The organism is Chitinophaga niastensis (assembly GCF_003014755.1).
Taxonomy (GTDB): Bacteria; Bacteroidota; Bacteroidia; order Chitinophagales; family Chitinophagaceae; genus Chitinophaga; species Chitinophaga niastensis.
Window position 1 is genome coordinate 776,413 of sequence record NZ_PYAW01000003.1, and the last position, 19,489, is coordinate 795,901.

Annotated in this window: 14 protein-coding genes; 9 read left to right on the top strand and 5 right to left on the bottom strand. The window is 43.5% G+C overall.

Going from position 1 to position 19,489, the window contains the following annotated elements; translation table 11 throughout:
• Positions 1-15 precede the first annotated feature (15 nt).
• Positions 16-3,336, top strand: a complete 3,321-nt coding sequence (locus CLV51_RS17840) for a SusC/RagA family TonB-linked outer membrane protein (RefSeq protein ID WP_106529409.1) — start codon at positions 16-18, stop codon at positions 3,334-3,336.
• Between the two features lie 25 nt (positions 3,337-3,361).
• The gene (locus tag CLV51_RS17845; RefSeq protein WP_158267053.1) at positions 3,362-4,915 is read left to right on the top strand and encodes a RagB/SusD family nutrient uptake outer membrane protein; all 1,554 of its coding nucleotides are present in this window, start codon (positions 3,362-3,364) and stop codon (positions 4,913-4,915) included.
• Positions 4,916-5,290: 375 nt separating this feature from the next.
• Here the strand turns inward: CLV51_RS17845 and CLV51_RS17850 are convergent, their stop codons facing one another.
• From CLV51_RS17850 to CLV51_RS17865, 4 genes are all read right to left on the bottom strand, one after another.
• Positions 5,291-6,343, bottom strand: a complete 1,053-nt coding sequence (locus tag CLV51_RS17850; RefSeq protein WP_106529411.1) for a DUF3137 domain-containing protein — start codon at positions 6,341-6,343, stop codon at positions 5,291-5,293.
• A gap of 28 nt (positions 6,344-6,371) precedes the next feature.
• Positions 6,372-6,899, bottom strand: coding sequence for a hypothetical protein (locus tag CLV51_RS17855; protein WP_106529412.1), 528 nt, complete (start codon positions 6,897-6,899; stop codon positions 6,372-6,374).
• Positions 6,900-6,935: 36 nt separating this feature from the next.
• Positions 6,936-7,238, bottom strand: coding sequence for a hypothetical protein (locus CLV51_RS17860; protein ID WP_146151310.1), 303 nt, complete (start codon positions 7,236-7,238; stop codon positions 6,936-6,938).
• A 151-nt stretch (positions 7,239-7,389) separates the two neighbouring features.
• On the bottom strand, positions 7,390-8,607 hold the full coding sequence (locus CLV51_RS17865) for a DUF6807 domain-containing protein (RefSeq protein WP_106529414.1): 1,218 nt from the start codon (positions 8,605-8,607) through the stop codon (positions 7,390-7,392).
• Positions 8,608-8,749: 142 nt separating this feature from the next.
• On the opposite strand from CLV51_RS17865, the gene CLV51_RS17870 reads away from it, so the two are divergent.
• The 7 genes from CLV51_RS17870 (at position 8,750) to CLV51_RS17900 (ending at position 18,500) form a co-directional block, all read left to right on the top strand.
• Positions 8,750-10,303 carry a hypothetical protein gene (locus CLV51_RS17870; protein ID WP_106529415.1) on the top strand — a complete coding sequence of 518 codons (1,554 nt, stop codon included), beginning with the start codon at positions 8,750-8,752 and terminating at the stop codon, positions 10,301-10,303.
• Positions 10,284-10,562 carry a hypothetical protein gene (locus CLV51_RS17875; protein WP_146151311.1) on the top strand — a complete coding sequence of 93 codons (279 nt, stop codon included), beginning with the start codon at positions 10,284-10,286 and terminating at the stop codon, positions 10,560-10,562. Before CLV51_RS17870 ends, CLV51_RS17875 begins: the two co-directional genes overlap by 20 nt.
• 140 nt (positions 10,563-10,702) lie before the next feature.
• Positions 10,703-11,326: a hypothetical protein gene (locus tag CLV51_RS17880; RefSeq protein ID WP_106529417.1), complete on the top strand. Its 624-nt coding sequence runs from the start codon at positions 10,703-10,705 to the stop codon at positions 11,324-11,326.
• A 251-nt stretch (positions 11,327-11,577) separates the two neighbouring features.
• Positions 11,578-12,714 carry an AAA family ATPase gene (locus CLV51_RS17885; protein ID WP_106529418.1) on the top strand — a complete coding sequence of 379 codons (1,137 nt, stop codon included), beginning with the start codon at positions 11,578-11,580 and terminating at the stop codon, positions 12,712-12,714.
• On the top strand, positions 12,711-13,442 hold the full coding sequence (locus tag CLV51_RS17890) for a hypothetical protein (RefSeq protein WP_106529419.1): 732 nt from the start codon (positions 12,711-12,713) through the stop codon (positions 13,440-13,442). Before CLV51_RS17885 ends, CLV51_RS17890 begins: the two co-directional genes overlap by 4 nt.
• Positions 13,435-15,804, top strand: coding sequence for a hypothetical protein (locus CLV51_RS17895; protein WP_106529420.1), 2,370 nt, complete (start codon positions 13,435-13,437; stop codon positions 15,802-15,804). The genes CLV51_RS17890 and CLV51_RS17895 overlap by 8 nt, the downstream gene beginning before the upstream one ends.
• Complete coding sequence (locus CLV51_RS17900; protein ID WP_106529421.1) at positions 15,801-18,500, top strand: hypothetical protein; 2,700 nt, start codon at positions 15,801-15,803, stop codon at positions 18,498-18,500. Before CLV51_RS17895 ends, CLV51_RS17900 begins: the two co-directional genes overlap by 4 nt.
• Here the strand turns inward: CLV51_RS17900 and CLV51_RS17905 are convergent.
• Complete coding sequence (locus CLV51_RS17905) at positions 18,458-19,471, bottom strand: dipeptide epimerase (protein WP_106529422.1); 1,014 nt, start codon at positions 19,469-19,471, stop codon at positions 18,458-18,460. The two genes, CLV51_RS17900 and CLV51_RS17905, sit on opposite strands and share 43 nt — an antisense overlap.
• Between the last annotated feature and the right edge of the window lie 18 nt (positions 19,472-19,489).

A 19,489-nucleotide genomic window follows, 5' to 3' on the forward strand; every position in this document is an offset into this window, starting at 1 on the left:
AATCCCATCCAGGTTATGAAAAAAACAACAATACAAGCAGACTTTGTACTGCCACGTTATGCACGAAAATTGTTACGAATGTTCAAATTCACAGGTATCCTGCTACTGATCTTCTTTCAAACCTCCGCAGCAGGCTATTCACAAAACAATTTATCCATTTCCTTTGTAAAAACAGACATAGAAAAAGTGTTTCATTATCTCGAAAAAAAATCGGGATATACTTTCTATTACAGCAATAACGAAGTGGAAAACCTCCCTAAATTGAGTATCAAAATGGAGAAAGCCGCTATGCGGGATATACTCGACGAGGTATCACACTTAACAGGTTTGCATTATGCCATCATGGAAAACAACATGATCGTATTTAAAAAATCAGTGAATGAGATCCAGGCAAAAAAAATCAATGGTAAAGTATCGGATGAAAAAGGAATGCCCTTACCCAATATTACTGTGCAGGTAAAAGGCACTACCACAGGCACTTTAACCGCAGTTGATGGCTTATTTTCCTTGCAGGTTCCTGATAATGCAGTACTGGTATTTTCCGGCATCGGTTTTCTTAAACAGGAAATTCCTGTAGCGGGTCAGACTTTATTAACGGTTACTATGAAAGAAGATGTAGCAGGATTAAATGAAGTAGTGGTAGTAGGATATGGTACCCAGGAAAAACATAAACTGACCAGCGCAGTAGTTACTGTATCCGGTGCAGATCTTAATAAACGTATCGCCACAAACCCCGCAACGCTGTTGCAGGGCCAGTTACCGGGATTACAGGTAACACAGGGCTCCGGAGAACCTGGTAATGAAAATGTACAATTGCGTATCAGGGGTATCAGTACTTTCAGCGGAGCAGGCAATGATCCATTGGTGATAATAGATGGATTACCCGGTAGTTTGAGTGTATTAAATCCTAATGATATCGAATCCGTTTCTGTTTTGAAAGACGCTGCTTCTGCGGCTATTTATGGCTCAAGAGGCGCCAACGGTGTAATTGTGGTGAAAACAAAGAAAGGAAAAGGAGGGGCTTTTTCGTTGACATATGGTTATAATCTCGGTATCTCCCAGGCATCAAAGTTGCCCAACATTATTACCAACTCTGCAGAATACATGCAGCTGTCCAATGAAGCACACACCAACTCCGGATTAGCACCATTGTATAATCAACAACAGATTGATCTCTATCAAAATGCTACTGATCGTGTTAAATATCCTAACCACAATTGGTTAAACGATATATTCCACACTGCTTATACACAGAATCATTATCTGAACATGAGTGGCGGAAAAGAAAGTACCACGTATAGTCTTGGAATAGGCATCAGTACACAACCCGGTGTAATGATCGGTTTCGACTATAAAAAATATACGCTCGATCTGGGATTAAGTTCCAGGGTAAATAAAAGAATTACCATCGGAACCAATGTACAGATGCGTTATGCAGATAGAAAATATCCGGAGAATGGTGCAAGCGATATGTTCCTCTCTGCATTAGCCCAGTCGCCACTCTACCCTGCTTCCAGCGATGGAAAATGGATTAAAAAAGCCTACTCCAATGAATTAGGTAATAAGAACCCGGTGGCTATTGTACAGGAAGATGTCAGAACAAGGACCAGCGATTATTACGCACAGGGGAATTTGTCGCTGGATATTGATATCATAGATGGTTTGAAATGGGAGAACCGGGCAGGTATGAACTACGACAACTACAAATACAATGATTTCAGACCGGTAGTGCCTACTTATTACTTTAGCGATATGAGTCCTGCCGGATTGCTGGATGATGGCACACCGGGGCTCACAGTGGGCAATTCAGGAAACATCTACACTGTTTACTACAGCCAGTTTACTTTTAAAAAGAAGTTTGGCGAACATAACGTGTCGGCACTGGCAGGTTATCAACAAGAGCAAAACAAGGCAGACAACCTGGATGCCAGCCGCACGCAATTCCCTACCAACCTCCTGCGGGAACTCAATGCAGGACCTGAACAGGGCCAGGCAAATGATGGTACATCGAGTAAATGGGCCATCCGTTCATTTTATGGCAATGCCAATTATGACTATAAAGATAAATACCTGTTTGGTACCAGCGTAAGATATGATGGCACTTCCCGGTTGCCATCAAATACCAGATGGGGATTATTCTATTCCTTCTCAGGCGCCTGGCGCGTCTCAGAGGAATCATTTCTAAAAAACATTTCCTGGATCAACGATTTAAAATTACGTGGCTCCTGGGGTCAGTTGGGTAATCAGAACATAGGTACCTATCCTTATCAACCTTCTCTGGATGGCAGGTCATATGCATTTGGCGGCACCGTTACCAACGGTGTGGCAGGTAGTTCACTGGTAGACCCCAGCCTCACATGGGAAACTACCAGGGTGCTCGATTTTGGGATTAATCTCACTGCGCTTAATAATAAACTCACTTTCACGGGCGATTGGTTTAACAAATACACCTACGACATCCTGAGAGGTTCGCAGGTACCGCTGTGGCTTGGTTTAAATGCACCCACCATCAATAATGGTGCGGTAAGAAATAAAGGGTTTGAATTTAATGTGCAATACAACGACAGGATCGGCAAAAACTTCACCTGGTATGTGGGCGCCAATTTCCAGACCTACAAAAATACATTGGAAAAATTCGGGAAAAGAGAAATTGGTGGCCATACAATTCGCGAAGAAGGACATGAGCTGGACGCCTATTACATGTATGTATGGGATGGTATTTTTCAAAGCGCAGATGAAATTGCAAAATCCCCCAAACAACCAGTAGACGCCACTCCCGGAGATCTCAAAATAAAAGACGTGAATGGTGATGGTGTTATTAACGACAAGGACCGTACTTATGTAAAAGGCAAATATCCCTCTTTTCAATACGCCATTAACCTGGGAGCTTCCTGGAAAAACTTTGACATAAGTGCACAACTGTATGCTTCACAAGGGCAAAAAATATATGTAAATGGCTGGGGCATTGAACCATTCAGACAAGGATCCATTCCTACTACAGACTGGAGAAACCGCTGGACACCAGAACATCCCAGCACTACCATGCCTAAAATTTATGTAGCAGACGGATATCAACCGGTACAAAATTATGCATCCACTTATTTTCTAAAAGATGCCTCTTTTATTCGGCTGAGAAATCTTCAACTGGGCTACACCTTACCCAAAAACCTGATCAGCAGAATAGGTATGAAATCACTGCGGGTTTATTTCACAGCAGATAACCTGTTTACCATCAGCAAATACCCCGGCCTTGATCCGGAACGTGTGGATGAGGGTAGATATGTTACCTACCCGCAAACAAAAACATACACTTTTGGAGCCATGGTTCAATTTTAATTCCATTCTGTTAAATGATTTAGATATGAAAAAGTACCTGCAATATATAATATTGACCTTATGCCTCGCCACCGCCATGATAAGCGGATGTAACAAGGATTTCCTGGATGTCACACCTCCTGATAAATTATCTACTACTATTTTCTGGAAAACAGCATCAGATGCGGACCTGGCATTAACAGGCTTATATAACTATCTCTACGCAGACGGTGGCGGTTATGCGACTTCCCAGTTTTCAGTGTTCGCATGGGATAACTTCACAGATGACTCCTACGGACAATACAATTATGGCGGAGGCCTGAATGCCCTCACTTCCGGCATTACGCCACAATCCGGAGATTTCGTCAGCGTCTATTATAGCAACAGCTATAAGGCCATTGCATCTATTAATTCCTTTATGGCAAATGTGGGTAAAGTAATCACTGGTGATCAGCTGACGAAGTATAAAGGAGAGGCTTATTTTCTGAGAGCATTTCATTATTTCTGGCTGGCACAGCTCTATGGAAACGTGGTGATTGTTACAGAAGATCCTTTCACCATAGATTATAAATCTACCAGGGCAAAATCAGACAGGGCTGATGTATTAAAGCTGGTACTGTCTGACCTCGATGCTGCCATTGCAGCATTACCGGACAATGCGTATGGCGATGGTCATGCGGTTAAAAGCACGGCACAGGGATATAAGGTGCGCGTATTACTTTTTCAAAAGAAATATGCAGAAGCCGCCGCTCTGGCAAAGGAAATAATGACCGGTTCTAAATACGCTCTCAATACCAGTTACACCGGAAATTTTTATAAACCGGATCAGAATAACAGTAAAGAAATTATGTTCTCTGTAAAGTACCTGCGTCCTAATATTTTGCACCAGGATGTGGCTATCGCTGTAAATATTCAGCGGTGGAAAGGGGAACAGGGCACACAGGATTTAATCAACGAATACGAAGCCGCAGATGGTAAAGACACTGCTTCTTCTGCAGTATATGTTCATGGCAAGCCCTATGAAAACAGAGATCCCAGGATGCGTCAGACCTTTTTCTTCCCGGGTGATACAAAGGCGCAGGGATGGCCATTTACAGGTGCGCTATCAGTGGCTACTCCCGGAAAAGACAGCTGGACAGTGGGCTATTATGCTGTAAAGAAATGGTTAGATCCATCTTTGGTGGATCCTGATTACGGCACTATAGATGATAATGATTTTGTATTGCTTCGTTATGCTGATATTTTACTCATGTATGCAGAAGCACAAAATGAAGCAGCCGGACCGGATGCATCCGTATATGCCGCAATAAAACTGGTCAGGAACAGAAGTAATATGCCGGATCTTCCGCAGGGATTATCCCAAACTGATATGAGCGCCCGTATCAGGCATGAACGGCGTGTTGAATTTGCCCTCGAAGGATTACGTTATTTTGATTTGAGAAGATGGGGAATTGCCGCGCAAAAGCTAAATGGCTTTGTTCCCAATCCGTTGCAGCCAACGATCAAAACCAAATACCTGGTGAACTATGAGTTTTGGCCCATTCCTCAAACGGAGATAGACCGTAACGAACCAGCGCTCCTTCAGAATAGCGGGTACTAAAAAATTACGAATTGCGAATTACGGTTATGAGCGATGATCTCAGCGGATGTTGTCTGAACTGTGATTATTATGATTTTTATGATGATCCTGATGAGCGGAGATCTCAGCGGATGTTGTCTGAACCAGGATTTTTAGGATTGAATGGATTACCCTGATGGATGTTGTGTTGTTTTTTATTTAAAAGAGATACACTAATATCTTTGCTAAGTTCTTCGGCACCCATCAGGGTAATCCATTCAATCCTAAAAATCCTGGTTCAGACAACATCCGCTGAAATCTCCGCTCATCAGGATCATCATAAAAATCATAATAATCACAGTTCAGACAATATCCGCTAAGATCTCCGCTATCTGTCATACTATTCGTAATTTTAAATTAAGAGCGCGAAAAAGCCGTAGTAGTCCAGATGCTTACATTTTGTTTAAGATCCTCCGCCAATTGCAGCAGCGACATAAAATCCAGGTAATAATCCTTTAACATCTGACGGTCGCTGAGCGATTTGTTTAAACTGATTTCAAAATAATCCAATCCGTGGCTGATACCAACATAGATCCGGTTATTGTAAAAGGAAATAAACAATTTTGCTTGTGAGCGTTCCTGCAATGCCTGTATCTTTTCCATCAGTGCGGGTGTCAGCAGTTGCTGGGCTTCTGTTGTATCCTGTGAATACACCATAAACGATTTGTTGAAGTTGCTGTCTGCCGGCAATACTTTTTTCCCAAGATTCCAGGTTTCTATAAACCCGCTATCGGAATGCGTAGAAGAGAACAAATTTTCAGTGGTGGTATTGCGTGATATAATGTATACTGGTGTACTAAAATACCGGGGGAACTGTCCGATGAAATAACTGCCGGAAAATACAATATCAGGGCCTTGTCCGCGTAGGGTGAGTACAGGCATATGTGTAACGGTCAGGTCACAGAACTGAAAATTCATTTCGCCCATTTTACCATATACCTGGTCATTACCATTGATCACATAGCTTTTCTTTGAGAACAATCCGCTCTCTGTAAATTCTTCGTAGCTGGCATGATTAATCGGCTGATAGGTATACTCAGGATTAATAAAAGCAATGATAGGTCTGACTACCTTGTTCTTAAAATCCTGCTTATAATCAGTTGCCTCACCGGCTCCTTTCTGCCGCATCATAAAGTAGCGAAGGCCGTAGCTGCCTGCAGTGAATAACAGCACAATACCAAGTATCAGGAATATCTGATTCCCTGAGCCGGCCGCAGCTTCCGATGATTGTTGGGCTGCTTGCATAGAATATCTGAACATGCCCACAGCAAACACTACTACAAATAAAATACTTCCCGCCCACAGCCACCGCATCCAGTTTTTGCCTGCCTGCCGCTGACGCTCCAATTGCTCCAAATCACTGTTGAGCTTTATCTCCACAAAAGCATTAAATTCTTCTAATGTTTTCATTATTCAGATATTATTAATGAAGATCAGACTAGTTGGAAGACCAATTTGCAGAAGTGCTGCTACCCGCAGTGGCATTGCCATTAAGATCAGTTCTGCTGATAAGCGCTTTAAAGGGTTGCACATTTTCTGTTGACAAAGGCAGCTTAAAAGCAGTGCGGCTTTGTCCCACCATTACCTGTGCATATTCCATCGGAAACAGTCGCACCCTGATCAGTCGCAAAGGCAATATGAGTTTATAATCTGTGTAGGTGTTGATATTATTTACAGACTCTCCCTGTTGCAGGCGGTTAATAAAATCTTCAATCCTGGCAGGACGTTTTTTTATCTGCACCAGCATAATGATATAGGGTACCAGTGCACCTATCGGTAAACATGCCAGTATCCATAAGACATAAGCAGGCACCTGCGAACTATTACCGGAGAAGATGGAACTGCCCACCAGCGCCAATAATAACAGTGTCATTACTTCTGCAACAATAAGGGCTGTTATGGTTTGTTTTTTATCTTTTTCATGGATTTCCAGCAGTTTCGCTTTGAGTTCGGGCAGGTTGTTCATTTGATTTTTCTTATTTTAAAAACAGGAATAACATAATTATTTTGCTGTCAGTTTAGTATAGTTACTGACAGCAAGGTAAAAACCAACAACGGATACCAGCGCATAAGCAGCTATCAGCGCCCAAAGGCTTTTACCGGTAGTTTTATAGATTAACATTTCAATTTTGGTGATGCTGATATTTTCATCACCTATACTATGAAATTGATTGTAACGGTAAAAGATCAGGGCAACGCCTGCAAAGCCCAGTAATAAACCAACAATAACACCACCCCAGGATGGACCGTCATCATCCGCAGGCTTATTCGTTTTTTGTGATGCAGGATCGTTTATACTGTTCATAAAGAAAGATGTTATGGTTAAGGGTGCAAAAATAAAGGGTTCCGTCATTTAACTTGTCCTGATAACAGGCTTCTCCAAGGTTAACCTAAGCAATACCAAATCATTCAGGGCACTAAAATAATGGAAAATCATATAAAACGCAAAACGGGAATTATTCTCCCCTGATCACTTCCGGCGGATGCGCATACTCCTGCCAGGCAGCCTCCGCTTCTTCCGGAGTAAGATCTCCGTTATATACCATGACCCTGTATTTTAACTGATACTGCACACCGGCATGCAATTGCCAGGGTTGCATGCGTGTAGGTGTATAGTTGAACATCAGCTCTCCTCCTTCCATGTTTTCCGGCCATACCCGTAAAGGTTCCGGTGAATCATAATTTTCCGGATAATTCATGATTAATAATCCTGCCTTCCCTTTTGGAGTAGTGCCGGTAATTTTTACCCAGCGTGCCCGGGTGCTGTCTGCATCTTTCCTGGTTTTACCTTCAGAAGTAAGCAGCTGGCTGGTGGTAGCTATAAAATCAGTGGTTGTTCTTAACGCAAATCCGCCGCCATAACGATATTGTAATAAGATAATGCCATCAGGGGTAGCAGGTGAAAAAGTGGAGGTTAAATCCCACTGCCGGCGGTTACCACCATCAGTAGCCGGATATGCCTGTACCAGCCATACTTCATTGATCGCTGTTTTTTCGGTACCATCTTTCAGCAATGCAACATGTTCCTGGCCGGCACTGAAGCCGCACCATACGCTTCCGGAGAAAGTTTCCATTTTTCCTGCATAGCGCACTTTGCCTTCTCTCTTTTGTACATTCCAGAAATCGGTTTCCCGGCCTTCAAACAAGGTATGTGTCCAGGAGTTCCAGATGCCCATATGATGCCGGTGTCCGGCATTGGGGAAAATATTGGTAAGCACTGCACCATTGGGCGCCCAAAGAGGGTGGATAAAACCACTGCGACGAAACACCGTATCCGTGCCGGCAGGTGGATCTACTGTTTGATAATTATATTGGAGGATTGGCTGTTCGCCCTGTTGCAGCAGTAAGCTACCGGATTGGATGCCTGCTATCATCAGGGGGCGGGCAGTTGTTATTCCTTTTTTCAGCTCATATTTTCTTACTGTACCTGCCGGTGTTTTTCCACTCATTACCCACCATACTTTTCCTTTTAATGCATTAACGGGAACGGGCACACGTTTTTTACCGGTTACCTCTTCCAGTACTACAGCATCAGTATCACCGGTGTTATAGGTAGCATATACCAGGCTGTTATTCCTGTTAATATTACCGGCTTTTACCGTGAAGCAGGCAATAGTTTGTGCGCTGGCACTTACAGATAACAAAAGAAGAAATAACAGGGGGAAGTTTTTCATAAAACGGGCAATAGATTTACAGAAAAATACGCTTTACTTTTTCACTATGCAAGTACCTTGCGTAGCGGCGACTTAATATTATGACCAACGGGGGGAATGTTATCTTTTAATTCAATATTTTTGACAGATTAATCAGGATAACATGGCCACCCCAATTACGAATATGCTGACTACAAAACTCATAATAACCAATAAAGCAGCATTGCAAAAAAAGTACGGCGATAGCCATACAGCTATCCTGGACGACTTAAAAGCATTGCAGGCATTTGATGCCACCCGGCACCTGGATTCACATATCATTTTCGTAGATGATGCGGTGCAGATGCAGGCCAGCCAGGCTACACCGGTAACTGATCCAATAGACGAGGCGCAAAACAAAAAAGCAGTGGACGACTTGTACCGGTTCTTTTCACCCGGCTATATGCTGCTCATTGGTGCACAGGATATTATTCCATTTCAGCGTTTAAAAAATTTATTATCGGGAAACAATGATCCGGACACACTTATCCCCAGCGATTTGCCATATGCCTGCGATACTCCTTATGATACAGATCCCGGGAAATTTATTGCCCCCACAAGGGTAACAGGCCGGTTGCCGGATGTGCCAGGACTTACAGATACCGCCTATCTGCATACGCTCATTACTGACGTCATGGCTTCCAAACCTTCACCACAAAGCGACTACCAGACCTATTTTTCCATCAGTACGTTTGACTGGCAAAATTCAACACAGAATAGTTTACAAAATATTTTTGGCAACAATGCCAGTTTGCAGCTGTTCCCCGGAGATGCCACTCTCGACGGTACCAACTGGACCGCGCAGCAATTGCAACCCAAAACACATTTCATCAACTGTCACGGTGCTATCTATAATCCGGGCTATTATGGCCAGAAGGTCGCAGATTTTCCGCTGGCATTAAGGTCCGATGCATTGCAGGCTAAGATCACTTACGGCACTATTGTGGCAGCAGAATGCTGTTACGGCGGACAGTTATTTGATCCGCAAAAGAACAGCGGCAAACACATCAGCGTTGCCAACAGTTATCTGCTTAATCATGCCCTGGCATTCCTGGGTAGTTCTAATATTGCTTATGGTCCACCTACCGGACAGGGACTTGCGGACCTGCTCACACAGTTTTTTGTAATTAATGTACTCAACGGCGCCTCTACCGGCAGAGCCCTGCTGGAAGCAAGGCAACGTTTCCTTCATGAAATGGGGCCTACCCTCGATCCGTACGAACTCAAAACAGCTGCACAGTTCTATTTGCTGGGCGACCCTTCGTGGCAGCCGGTTATCAACGATAAAGATCCCAGTAGCACAGGAGAGAGCGAGCCCTTCATCAACACCGTGCAAAACCGTCGGGATAACCTGGAAGCAAGAGGTAAGATGCTGGACGACTTCATCACCATTCCACATCCTTCAGATGGCTCCCATGCCACAGATCCGGCCTTACACACCGCCATGCACAGCCTGCTGGATGAAAAAAACTTTGCAGAGAAACGCGACCCGAAAGTATTTGTGAACAAAAAAAATAATCATTTGGCCAAAGAAGATACAAATGCTTCCATGCCATCTGTAAAATTTCACGTATTTTCGGAATCTTCCGCCGATGGGGAAAATCCATCGACAAAAGTGCTCGTCGTAAAAGAAAAAAACAATCAAATACTGGGTTATCGTGAATATGTCAGCCGATAAAAATAACGGGGATAGCAATGTACCCACCATTACATTAACAGGACGCCTGGTGCTTCGCACCTTTGGTAAACATACCAAAAGTGAGCATCTCGGCGTATACCTGGTATCTGATCAGGGAGACTACCTCATACGTCCTACTGGCACCAACCCCTTTATGGACAATCCACTGATGCCCCTCGCCGGTAAAACTATTATTACGACCGGTTACATCCTGGATTATGTTTTCCTCGCCAAAACCTGGAAAGAGGTAGACGAATAGCCATTAGCTCTTAACTAACAGCTAATGGCTAAAAGCTAATGGCTCATTGCAGATATGTGTTTTTTTTATTATTTTGTCTTTTTAATGTTAACTAGTAGCTATTTGCTTACAGCTGATTGCTAACAGCTAAATGCTGACCTATGAACTTATCCGCCTTTATTACCCACCTGGTTCGCGAAGGACAGGTGACTGTGGCAAGTAATATTCACCTATTTTCCCCGCAAGAATTACAGAATACTATTGTTGTGTTACAGGAGTATTACGACAATGATATACAAGACATGCCCGGTACCGCACCCGCATTTGACAGCAACGCTGCCTTATGGGCTGCCCGATATATTTACAGAGCCGTACAATTAGCCATGCTGCGGCAATTAGGTGAAGAAGAAATAACCACGCTCTTGCTTCCATATGACCAGCCCGTCACCGCAGCAACCATATATGGAGCCGATCTCTGTTTACGTTACCTGCCCGACCTGCTCAGTCTCAGCAAAGGATTATCACCGGAAGATCCCCTGGTAAAACACCTTCAGGAAACTGCCAAACAATGGCCTTTTTCATCTACCGGCATAAATATCCCGGCTACACAAGGCATTGACATCATTGTATCAAACCCATCCCTGCTACAAACCTATGTCGACAGGATCATCGCTACCCGTGATACAGGCAGATGCAATGTACAACCAGTATTGGCCGCCGTTAAAGCTTCACTCGGCAATTATGCAGAAGTGCTGTGGCCCGATTTTAAATTACCTGAACTGTGATTTTTATGATGAATATGATGAGCGAATATTGTCTGAACCAGGATTTAACGGATTGAATGGATTACCCTGATGGATGCCGAAGATCATAGCGGAGATATTCGCTTATATCTTCTTAAGAAAACAACATAACACCCATCAGGGTAATCCATTCAATCCGTTAAATCCTGGTTCAGACAATACCCGCTAAGATCTCCGCTCATCAGGCTCATCACAAAAATCATAAAAATCACAGTTCGAATTATTTATACACTATGAAAGAATTATTACTGGTAGATAAACTGAATAATGTTTTACAGCATTTGAAAAACACCTTTGTGGGTAAAGATGATATCATTGACCTGATGGGCATCTGCTTAACAGGCCGTGAGAACATGTTCCTGCTCGGACCTCCGGGTACTGCTAAAAGTGCCATGGTAAGAGAACTCGCCAAAACACTGGATGGTAACACATTTGAATACCTCCTCACCCGCTTCACCGAGCCTAATGAATTGTTCGGTCCTTTTGATATCCGCAAACTACGCGAAGGCGACCTGGTAACAAATACAGAAGGCATGCTGCCGGAAGCATCCCTGATTTTCCTCGATGAATTACTGAATGCCAACAGTGCGATACTGAATAGTTTACTGATGGTACTCAACGAAAGAATATTTCGTCGCGGCCGTGAAACCCGGCAACTGCCGGTACTCATGATTGTAGGCGCCAGCAACCACCTACCGGAAGATGAAGCATTACAGGCACTTTACGACCGCTTCCTCATTCGTGTGAGATGCGACTATGTGGATCCCATGCAACTCAATGAAGTACTGCACGCTGGCTGGAAGCTGGAACAGACAACTGTTCCGGACCAAACGATCAACCACGAAGAAATAAAACAACTGCAACAACTGATCAGCCTCGTGAACCTGGATGATATCCGGCCAGCTTATATCACCCTCATACAACAACTGCGCAATGCCGGTTTGATGGTATCCGACAGACGCGCAGTGAAACTACAACGGCTCATTGCCGCCAGTGCCTTATTATGTAAACGTTTGGTAGCAGTACCTTCCGATATGTGGGTCATGCGCTATATCTGGGATACAGAAGAGCAACAGGAAATTATCGCCGGTATCGTAAATACAGTGATAGACACAGACACCGTTGTAGCCGGACAACATCCACGTGCAAAAATGAATAGTGTACCCAATGCCGATGAAATTTACCAGGAGCTGATGTACATGACCACACAGTGGCAGGACCCCGCTGTCAGCGGTGCGCAACGGGCTGCCATCAAAGACCGGCTCCGTTACCTCAATGGCCGTTGCGAATGGATCACCAATCCAACCCAGCGCAAATATGTGATGCAACCTATTGATGAATTGTGGAAGAAAATAATGCAGGCACAATGACGCGCAACATCAAAGAAATAGTAATGCAGCTGCCGGCAGATAAATATGCTACACTGGGCGCCGTACGCTGTTTACCGGGGCTCCTCGCAGCTGTTGACGATGACGTGCTATGGTTAAGAGGGATACCTTTTACCGGAAAACCCGACCCGGAAATCCGGCGCCTGCCGGCTACACATACTTTCCTGCTGGATGAAACCAATCTCCTTTTTCCAACAGACAGTCTAACGCCGGTGGCTACACTAAAATCGCTCCACTGGAAATCACTGCCGGAACTTTTACAGATCGTATTACCCGTATCTGCTATGCCGGCAGAGATAACAGCAAAATACCAGGTACAGCTGGCACCAGCAGAAAAACAACAAACCACGCATGCACTGCTGACTACACTAACCGCATGGTGCAACTATGCCGAAACAGCGCCGCTGATACGGTTACAACCACTCACATTTGCAGCTTCCGATAAAAACGAAGTACTGATAATGGGACAACCACTCCCCCCAATACCCGGCAAAGAATATGTGTTGCAGCATAAGCTGCTGCTGCCGGCAGGATATGAATTTAACCCGGCTGGCATTGCATTCCTGGTAGCAGCAAAATTAAATCCACAACAGGAAGATTATTTAATTTTTGATGCAACAGGTACCTGGGAGTGTATTCCCGCAACCGCTTTTGTAAAGGCAGGCAGAAGCGCCATCAGATTAACAAAACGGGAAAGAGAAAATGGATGATCAAACAAATCTTATCGACAGTTATTTTTCAGCCCCTAAAGATTATATATGGAGTTGGGGAGATGATGGAGAAGTACTGGAATGCAGCGACTTCACCATTTGCTATACAGATGAGCTGATAAACATACTCGGGGAAATGGCCCTGCAGGGCTGGCCACCATTGGGAAGTATCCTGCTGGTGCTTTGTGCCTGCAAGGATGCCCGTAAATATGTAGAGCGGGTGATCGAAGTGATGAACCTGTATAGTACAGCAATTAAATCTGATGCGCGCAGCAAAGAAATAACCCTTCAAATACATAAAACACATCGTTTACTTGAAATAATTACACAGCTACCCAAAAAATACCGCTCCGCTAACAACAGGGCATTATTGCTGAAAACAATCTTTGAACCTATAACTCCGTATATCGAAAGTGGTCAGGCTTCACAAACACTTCACTTTTTTTATAAATCCGTTTTCACACGAGCGCACTCACCGGTAGAACAATTATCAGCAGAATTAACTTATCTGGCTAATGCCGCAACGCATGTAAAAGATAGTGCTTCCCTTGAATTGAAACTGCGTACCAGCCTGGAAAAGCTCCCGGAAGTATTGCCAGTTTCGTTACCGGAAGAATCCGAAACAGATTTTTTCACCCGGTTGTCTGATGATGGCAGAACAGCAGGCATAAGCCGGCTGGCAAAACGGCTACAAGCTGCATTGCATGTACCCATGCATACATATAGTAGTAGTGAGCTGGCCTTTGGTGGTATATCAGATATTACCAACAAAGGAAACTATGACCGGTTGCTGCTGAGTGAACTGGCACAAGATGATCAGTTGCTGATGGCTCGTCTTGCCAATAACGAAGCGCTATACCTGCGCAGAGAAGACCTCCCGGCTGATCGTAAAAAAAACAAAGTGATACTGGTGGATACAACTCTGAAAATGTGGGGTATTCCGCGGGTATTCGCCGTTTCCGCTGCCCTGGCATGCATACACCAGAAAAAAGAAGATACTAACGTACAGGCATACTCGTTAAAAGGGGTAAGTACAACGGCCATAGATCTATACAGCAAAGACGGCGTTATCAACGCTTTATCAATATTGGACAATTACCTGCATGCTGCTAAAGGACTGGAGAATTTCATGCAACAGGAAAAATCAGACAGTACGGAATATTTCCTGATCACCAACGAACAACTTATGCTGCAAGCGGATTTCAGACAAACCGTAGCAAACCTGAAACCAAAACTAACTTACCTGATCACTGTAAACAGGAACGGGCAATTCCATTTTTATGATTACAACGGCTCCAGCAAAAAACTGCTGGCATCCGCATTGTTAAACCTGGAAGAAATATTATTTGCACCAGTAAAAACAGCTAGTAAAAAAAATATTCCCATTTCCCTCCCAGCCATATTTCTTCGGCTACGTCCAATGCCCTTACGCTATCCAGCCTCCCGCCTGAAACGTTTGGAAAACAATAGTTTCGATACAGAACAGATTGGAGTAGTCAACATCACTACAGATCTGAGAGTGCTTTACTGGCCAGAAAAAGATAAAGCTGCTATAGAACTACATGAATCAATTGAAGAAGGAAATTATTATTTTGGTATAAACGGGCATCAGCATATTTATATACTCGTAAATCCTAAGCAACCATCTACTACTATTATCATATACGCCTTTAATGTGCCTAACAGGAGTTACATCAGATACAATACAAATACTCCTTCCGGTGATTACAGGATAGTTTATCAGGACGGTATTTTCACTATCAGGAAAGGTGAACAACAATATGCTTACGACGCCTTAACCGGCAAAACCGCAATAGCTATGGACGCAGTGACTCATTTTAAACATACAACGAAACGGGGCCAGCTGGCAAAATATAAAATGAGAGATGTATTCAAATTCCTTAACAACGGTTACAGTACTATTAGCCGTATTCAAAGTATCTACGTGAGCGATACCGGGGAGCTGATCATTGAAAACCGGCAATTGTTCTTAGTTAATGAGCAGGATCTTATCCTCACAGACAAAGGAAATTATCTCCCAAATAAAACAATACCGGTAAATGATATACCGGAAGAAATACAGTTATCCACCAATGCAAATATCAAACTATCACGTTTTACCTGGGCCGATGGCAGTGAAGCAATCGCTGATCCCCGTGGATTCCTGCACCTACGGAGTTCCGACAAAACACTCCCGGAAATCACTATTACGATGGTGTTAGGGATCACACTTGCTGCATGGTCATCAGCGGGTACATACTGTGGCAATTCTTATTTCACAGAAGATGGTCTGGCATTGGGACTCAGGGCTAAAGAGTTTTACGCAAATTATATTCAACGGTTCATAGCAGGATTAAAATGAAAATAACACTCGGTTTACAATTTAATCAACACACACATCACGTTGCCGCCGGAGCCTTTATCCACGGGAATACTGTAGAAAGCTGGCTGCATGAAATAAATAGCTGGGAAATGGATATGAACCGTTTGTCAGCGATATGCATCCCGGAAAACAGCAGTTCCAATATGCCGGCAGGATTATTTGTACTGTTTAACAATATCACGCATCCGGATATCAGTCGCCTCATCAGGCACCCTTACCGGTTGCTTGGTGGCAAACTGTTTATTCCCTTCAACGCAGCACTCACACCAGTTATCAGTGATACCGAATTACCACAGCTACTGATATGGGATTGGCAAATTTTTCACCCTTCCCTCGGTTTTATAGGTTTTGAAAAGAAAGATGTGCTGTCATTAAGCGCTTTATTATTATATACTCCACCCCGCAATACAGATTGGGAGTATGCGCGTATAGGTATAACCCCAACGGCTAAACTAAAATATATTGGTATAGAAAAACAGGAAGAAGAAACATTTGCAGCTGTTGAAAAATCAATTGGCAATAAAAAGCTGGAGGAACTTATCAGCAAAGAAGAAGAAGTGCAGCCTGTCGAAGAAAACTCCACCTTCGTTAATATTGTCACAAAGCTACTGGCTAAGATCCTTCCTGGTAAATATGTGCAGCAATTCCTGCAACGCAGGATAACAAAGAATAATGATGATGTGGAGGTGAAAAGAAGGCGGGAACTGGAAAAGTTAATTAAGATGTTTGATACGGACAAAGATATTGCCTTACAGTATGCTATTCCATTAAATAGTCCTTATGAAAAACGTGGCGTATCAGCGCAAAAAGGTACGGAACTTCAAAGAAAAGACGCCTTTTTTACCTCAAAGGGATTAAACGACAACGCCCCCGCAGACAGCTGGAAAGTAGATGATTTCTACTCCGAGCTTAGGGATAAATATCAGCAGGCCGCGGAGGATGCGCTAACAGCCAAAGACTATGACCGTGCTGCCTACGTGTATGCACATCTGTTAGGCGACTATCAAACAGCTACCAACCTGCTTGAACAGGGAGGTTATTACCGCGAAGCTGCTGCTATGTATACCACACATTTACATAACCAACCTGCTGCCGCCAACTGCCTGGAAAAAGGCGGTTTGCTACTGGAAGCTATTGAAATATATGAATCGCTTAACCAATATGAAAAATCCGGTGACCTATATACGCAGTTGGATCAGCCGGAAAATGCCGCCCTGCTATATAACAAAAGTGCACAGATAGCTGCCAGCAACAATGATATGCTGAAAGCAGCCCTCATTATGTTAGAAAAATTACATCAAAAAGAACAGGCAAGAAGCTTTCTGCTGGATGGCTGGAATCGCCAGGCTAAGCCTATAGAATGTTTGCAGCAATATTTTGGATTATCCGAAGCTGACCTGAAACAACAGGTGCCTGACATCTATAAAAATCATACTACTACCTCGCAGCAAACGAATTTACTCCGTGTATTAAATAAGATAGCTGATAAGGAGGAAATAAAAGATATTACTATCGATATTATGTATGATATAGTAAGTCAGCAAACACTCACCGGCAACATGGAAAATTTGTGGGCGCTGAAAACTTTCATACCGGAAGACCCACTGCTACCAATTGATTCCAATCGTTTTGTCAATAATACCAAAACAGAAACTATCATCAAAGCGGCGGCACCATCCTTTAAATTTGCAGCAGATGTAAAATGGTTAAGCGGCACCATGCTCAAAGGACAAGCGCTGCTGATCGGAATCAAAGACAACAGCGTTTACCTGCTTCATTTCAACATGATCAATCATTGGGAGTATAACCTATGGACTAACCTGTGGACAACTGCCATCGACAACAATATTCAATTCACCCTGGTGAGTGATGGGCGTTTCCATAACCGGCTGCTAATACATAGTAATCCTGAAATGTTACTGGAAAACAAAGTGATGGAAAAACGAACAAGTCATGACGGCTTTATGCATGAGGTCATGGTTGGTGGAGCAAACTGGCTGCCAAAGGGCTTGCTGGGCATATGTTTCACTGAGAAAGATGTTGTTACCATTCATGTTGCCAGCGGCGTACTGGTATTCAGTCATTATACACCGGATGGTATATTACAGCGTGCAAGGGATTGTAAGCTGAATGGAGAAACCTTACAGGTAGATGCCAACATGCATATAGTAGTACAGGAAATCATCTACCGGCATCAGCATTTCTTTTTTTCCATAGGGCAATACCTGGTAAAATCAGATAAAGCGGGTAACCTGGAAATGAATGATATGGGATATCATATTTATCAACTCAGCCCCAGTAGTTCCCACACAGTGCTTCGTATGGCAGTAGCCTCTTCCGGTGGCACTTTCATTGCATTATTTGCCGGCAGCCACCTGAAATCAAAAAGCAATATGTTTACTCATGACGGCACTCCTGGTACAAGGGTCCAATATCTGTCAGATAATTTTGTGCTGGTATATGCGGAAACATTAGTGCAGGTATTCAAAGCATCAGGTGAAAAAGTAACGACCTATTGCAAAATAGCCACAGATACAGCAGTATCTACTATTTTACAAATGCCTCAACCTGCACATATAGCTGTTTTTGAGCAGGGCGGAAAAATGAATATACACCACCTGAAAAATTATAATCATGGTAGCAATATTGCGCCGGTGCCTGATCTGTCTGCATAAATAATGCGGCCATTTTCAATTTTGATACCATCAGCAGTATCTTCTGCCAGTAACAGCGGACCATCCATATCTACGTAATCCAGCAAAGGCAGCAGGTGTGCTACAGCTGAGGTGCCTGCTGTGCTTTCATTCATACTGCCGGTCATCACCTTCATGCCTAAACGTTTTGCTTCCGCAATCATACGTAGTGCCGGTGTGATGCCACCGCATTTTGTGAGTTTTATATTGATGCCATGAAAATAGCCATGGCATTGGGTTACATCCTGTTCTACAATACAGCTTTCATCGGCAATAACGGGCAATACTACTTTTTCATACACCTGTTTCATGCCTTCTTTATCTGCCGCAGGCATGGGTTGCTCTATAAATTCTACACCTAACTCTTTTAATGCAATAGCATTCCGCAAAGTTTCGTCTACTCCCCAGGCACAATTGGCATCTACCCTGAAAACCGCGCTGGTATGCTTTCGCAGCGCTGTTATAATGGCAATATCTTCTTTTGTTCCCAACTTAATTTTATAAACAGGCCAGGGAAACTCCTGGAGTTTGCGTACCATATTTTCAATAGTATCAATACCGATCGTATAATCAGTTAGCGGGTTATGAGAGATATCCAGCTGCCATACTTCATACAGTTTTTTCTGTTGCTGCTTGGCGTATAAATCCCATGCGGCGATATCCAGTGCACAGAGTGCAAACAGGTTATCTTTCAATAAAGGGTACATCTCCTGCCAGAAAATTTCCGGTGTGGTTAAGGTATAATTTTCTATAAAAGTACGGTGCGCATTAATGGCATTCATCAGGAGCGGCACCGTCATGTTGTAGTAAGCGTTATCGGCTGTTTCTCCGAGGCCACTGTATCCATTCTGCTCCAGTTTCGCTACCAGTAAGGGTTGTACATCTTTTGATTTACGGGAAATAGTAAAGGTGTGCCTGAATTTCAGTTCAAAAGGATAAAGTGTAAGTTTCATTTTATGACTGATTACCTG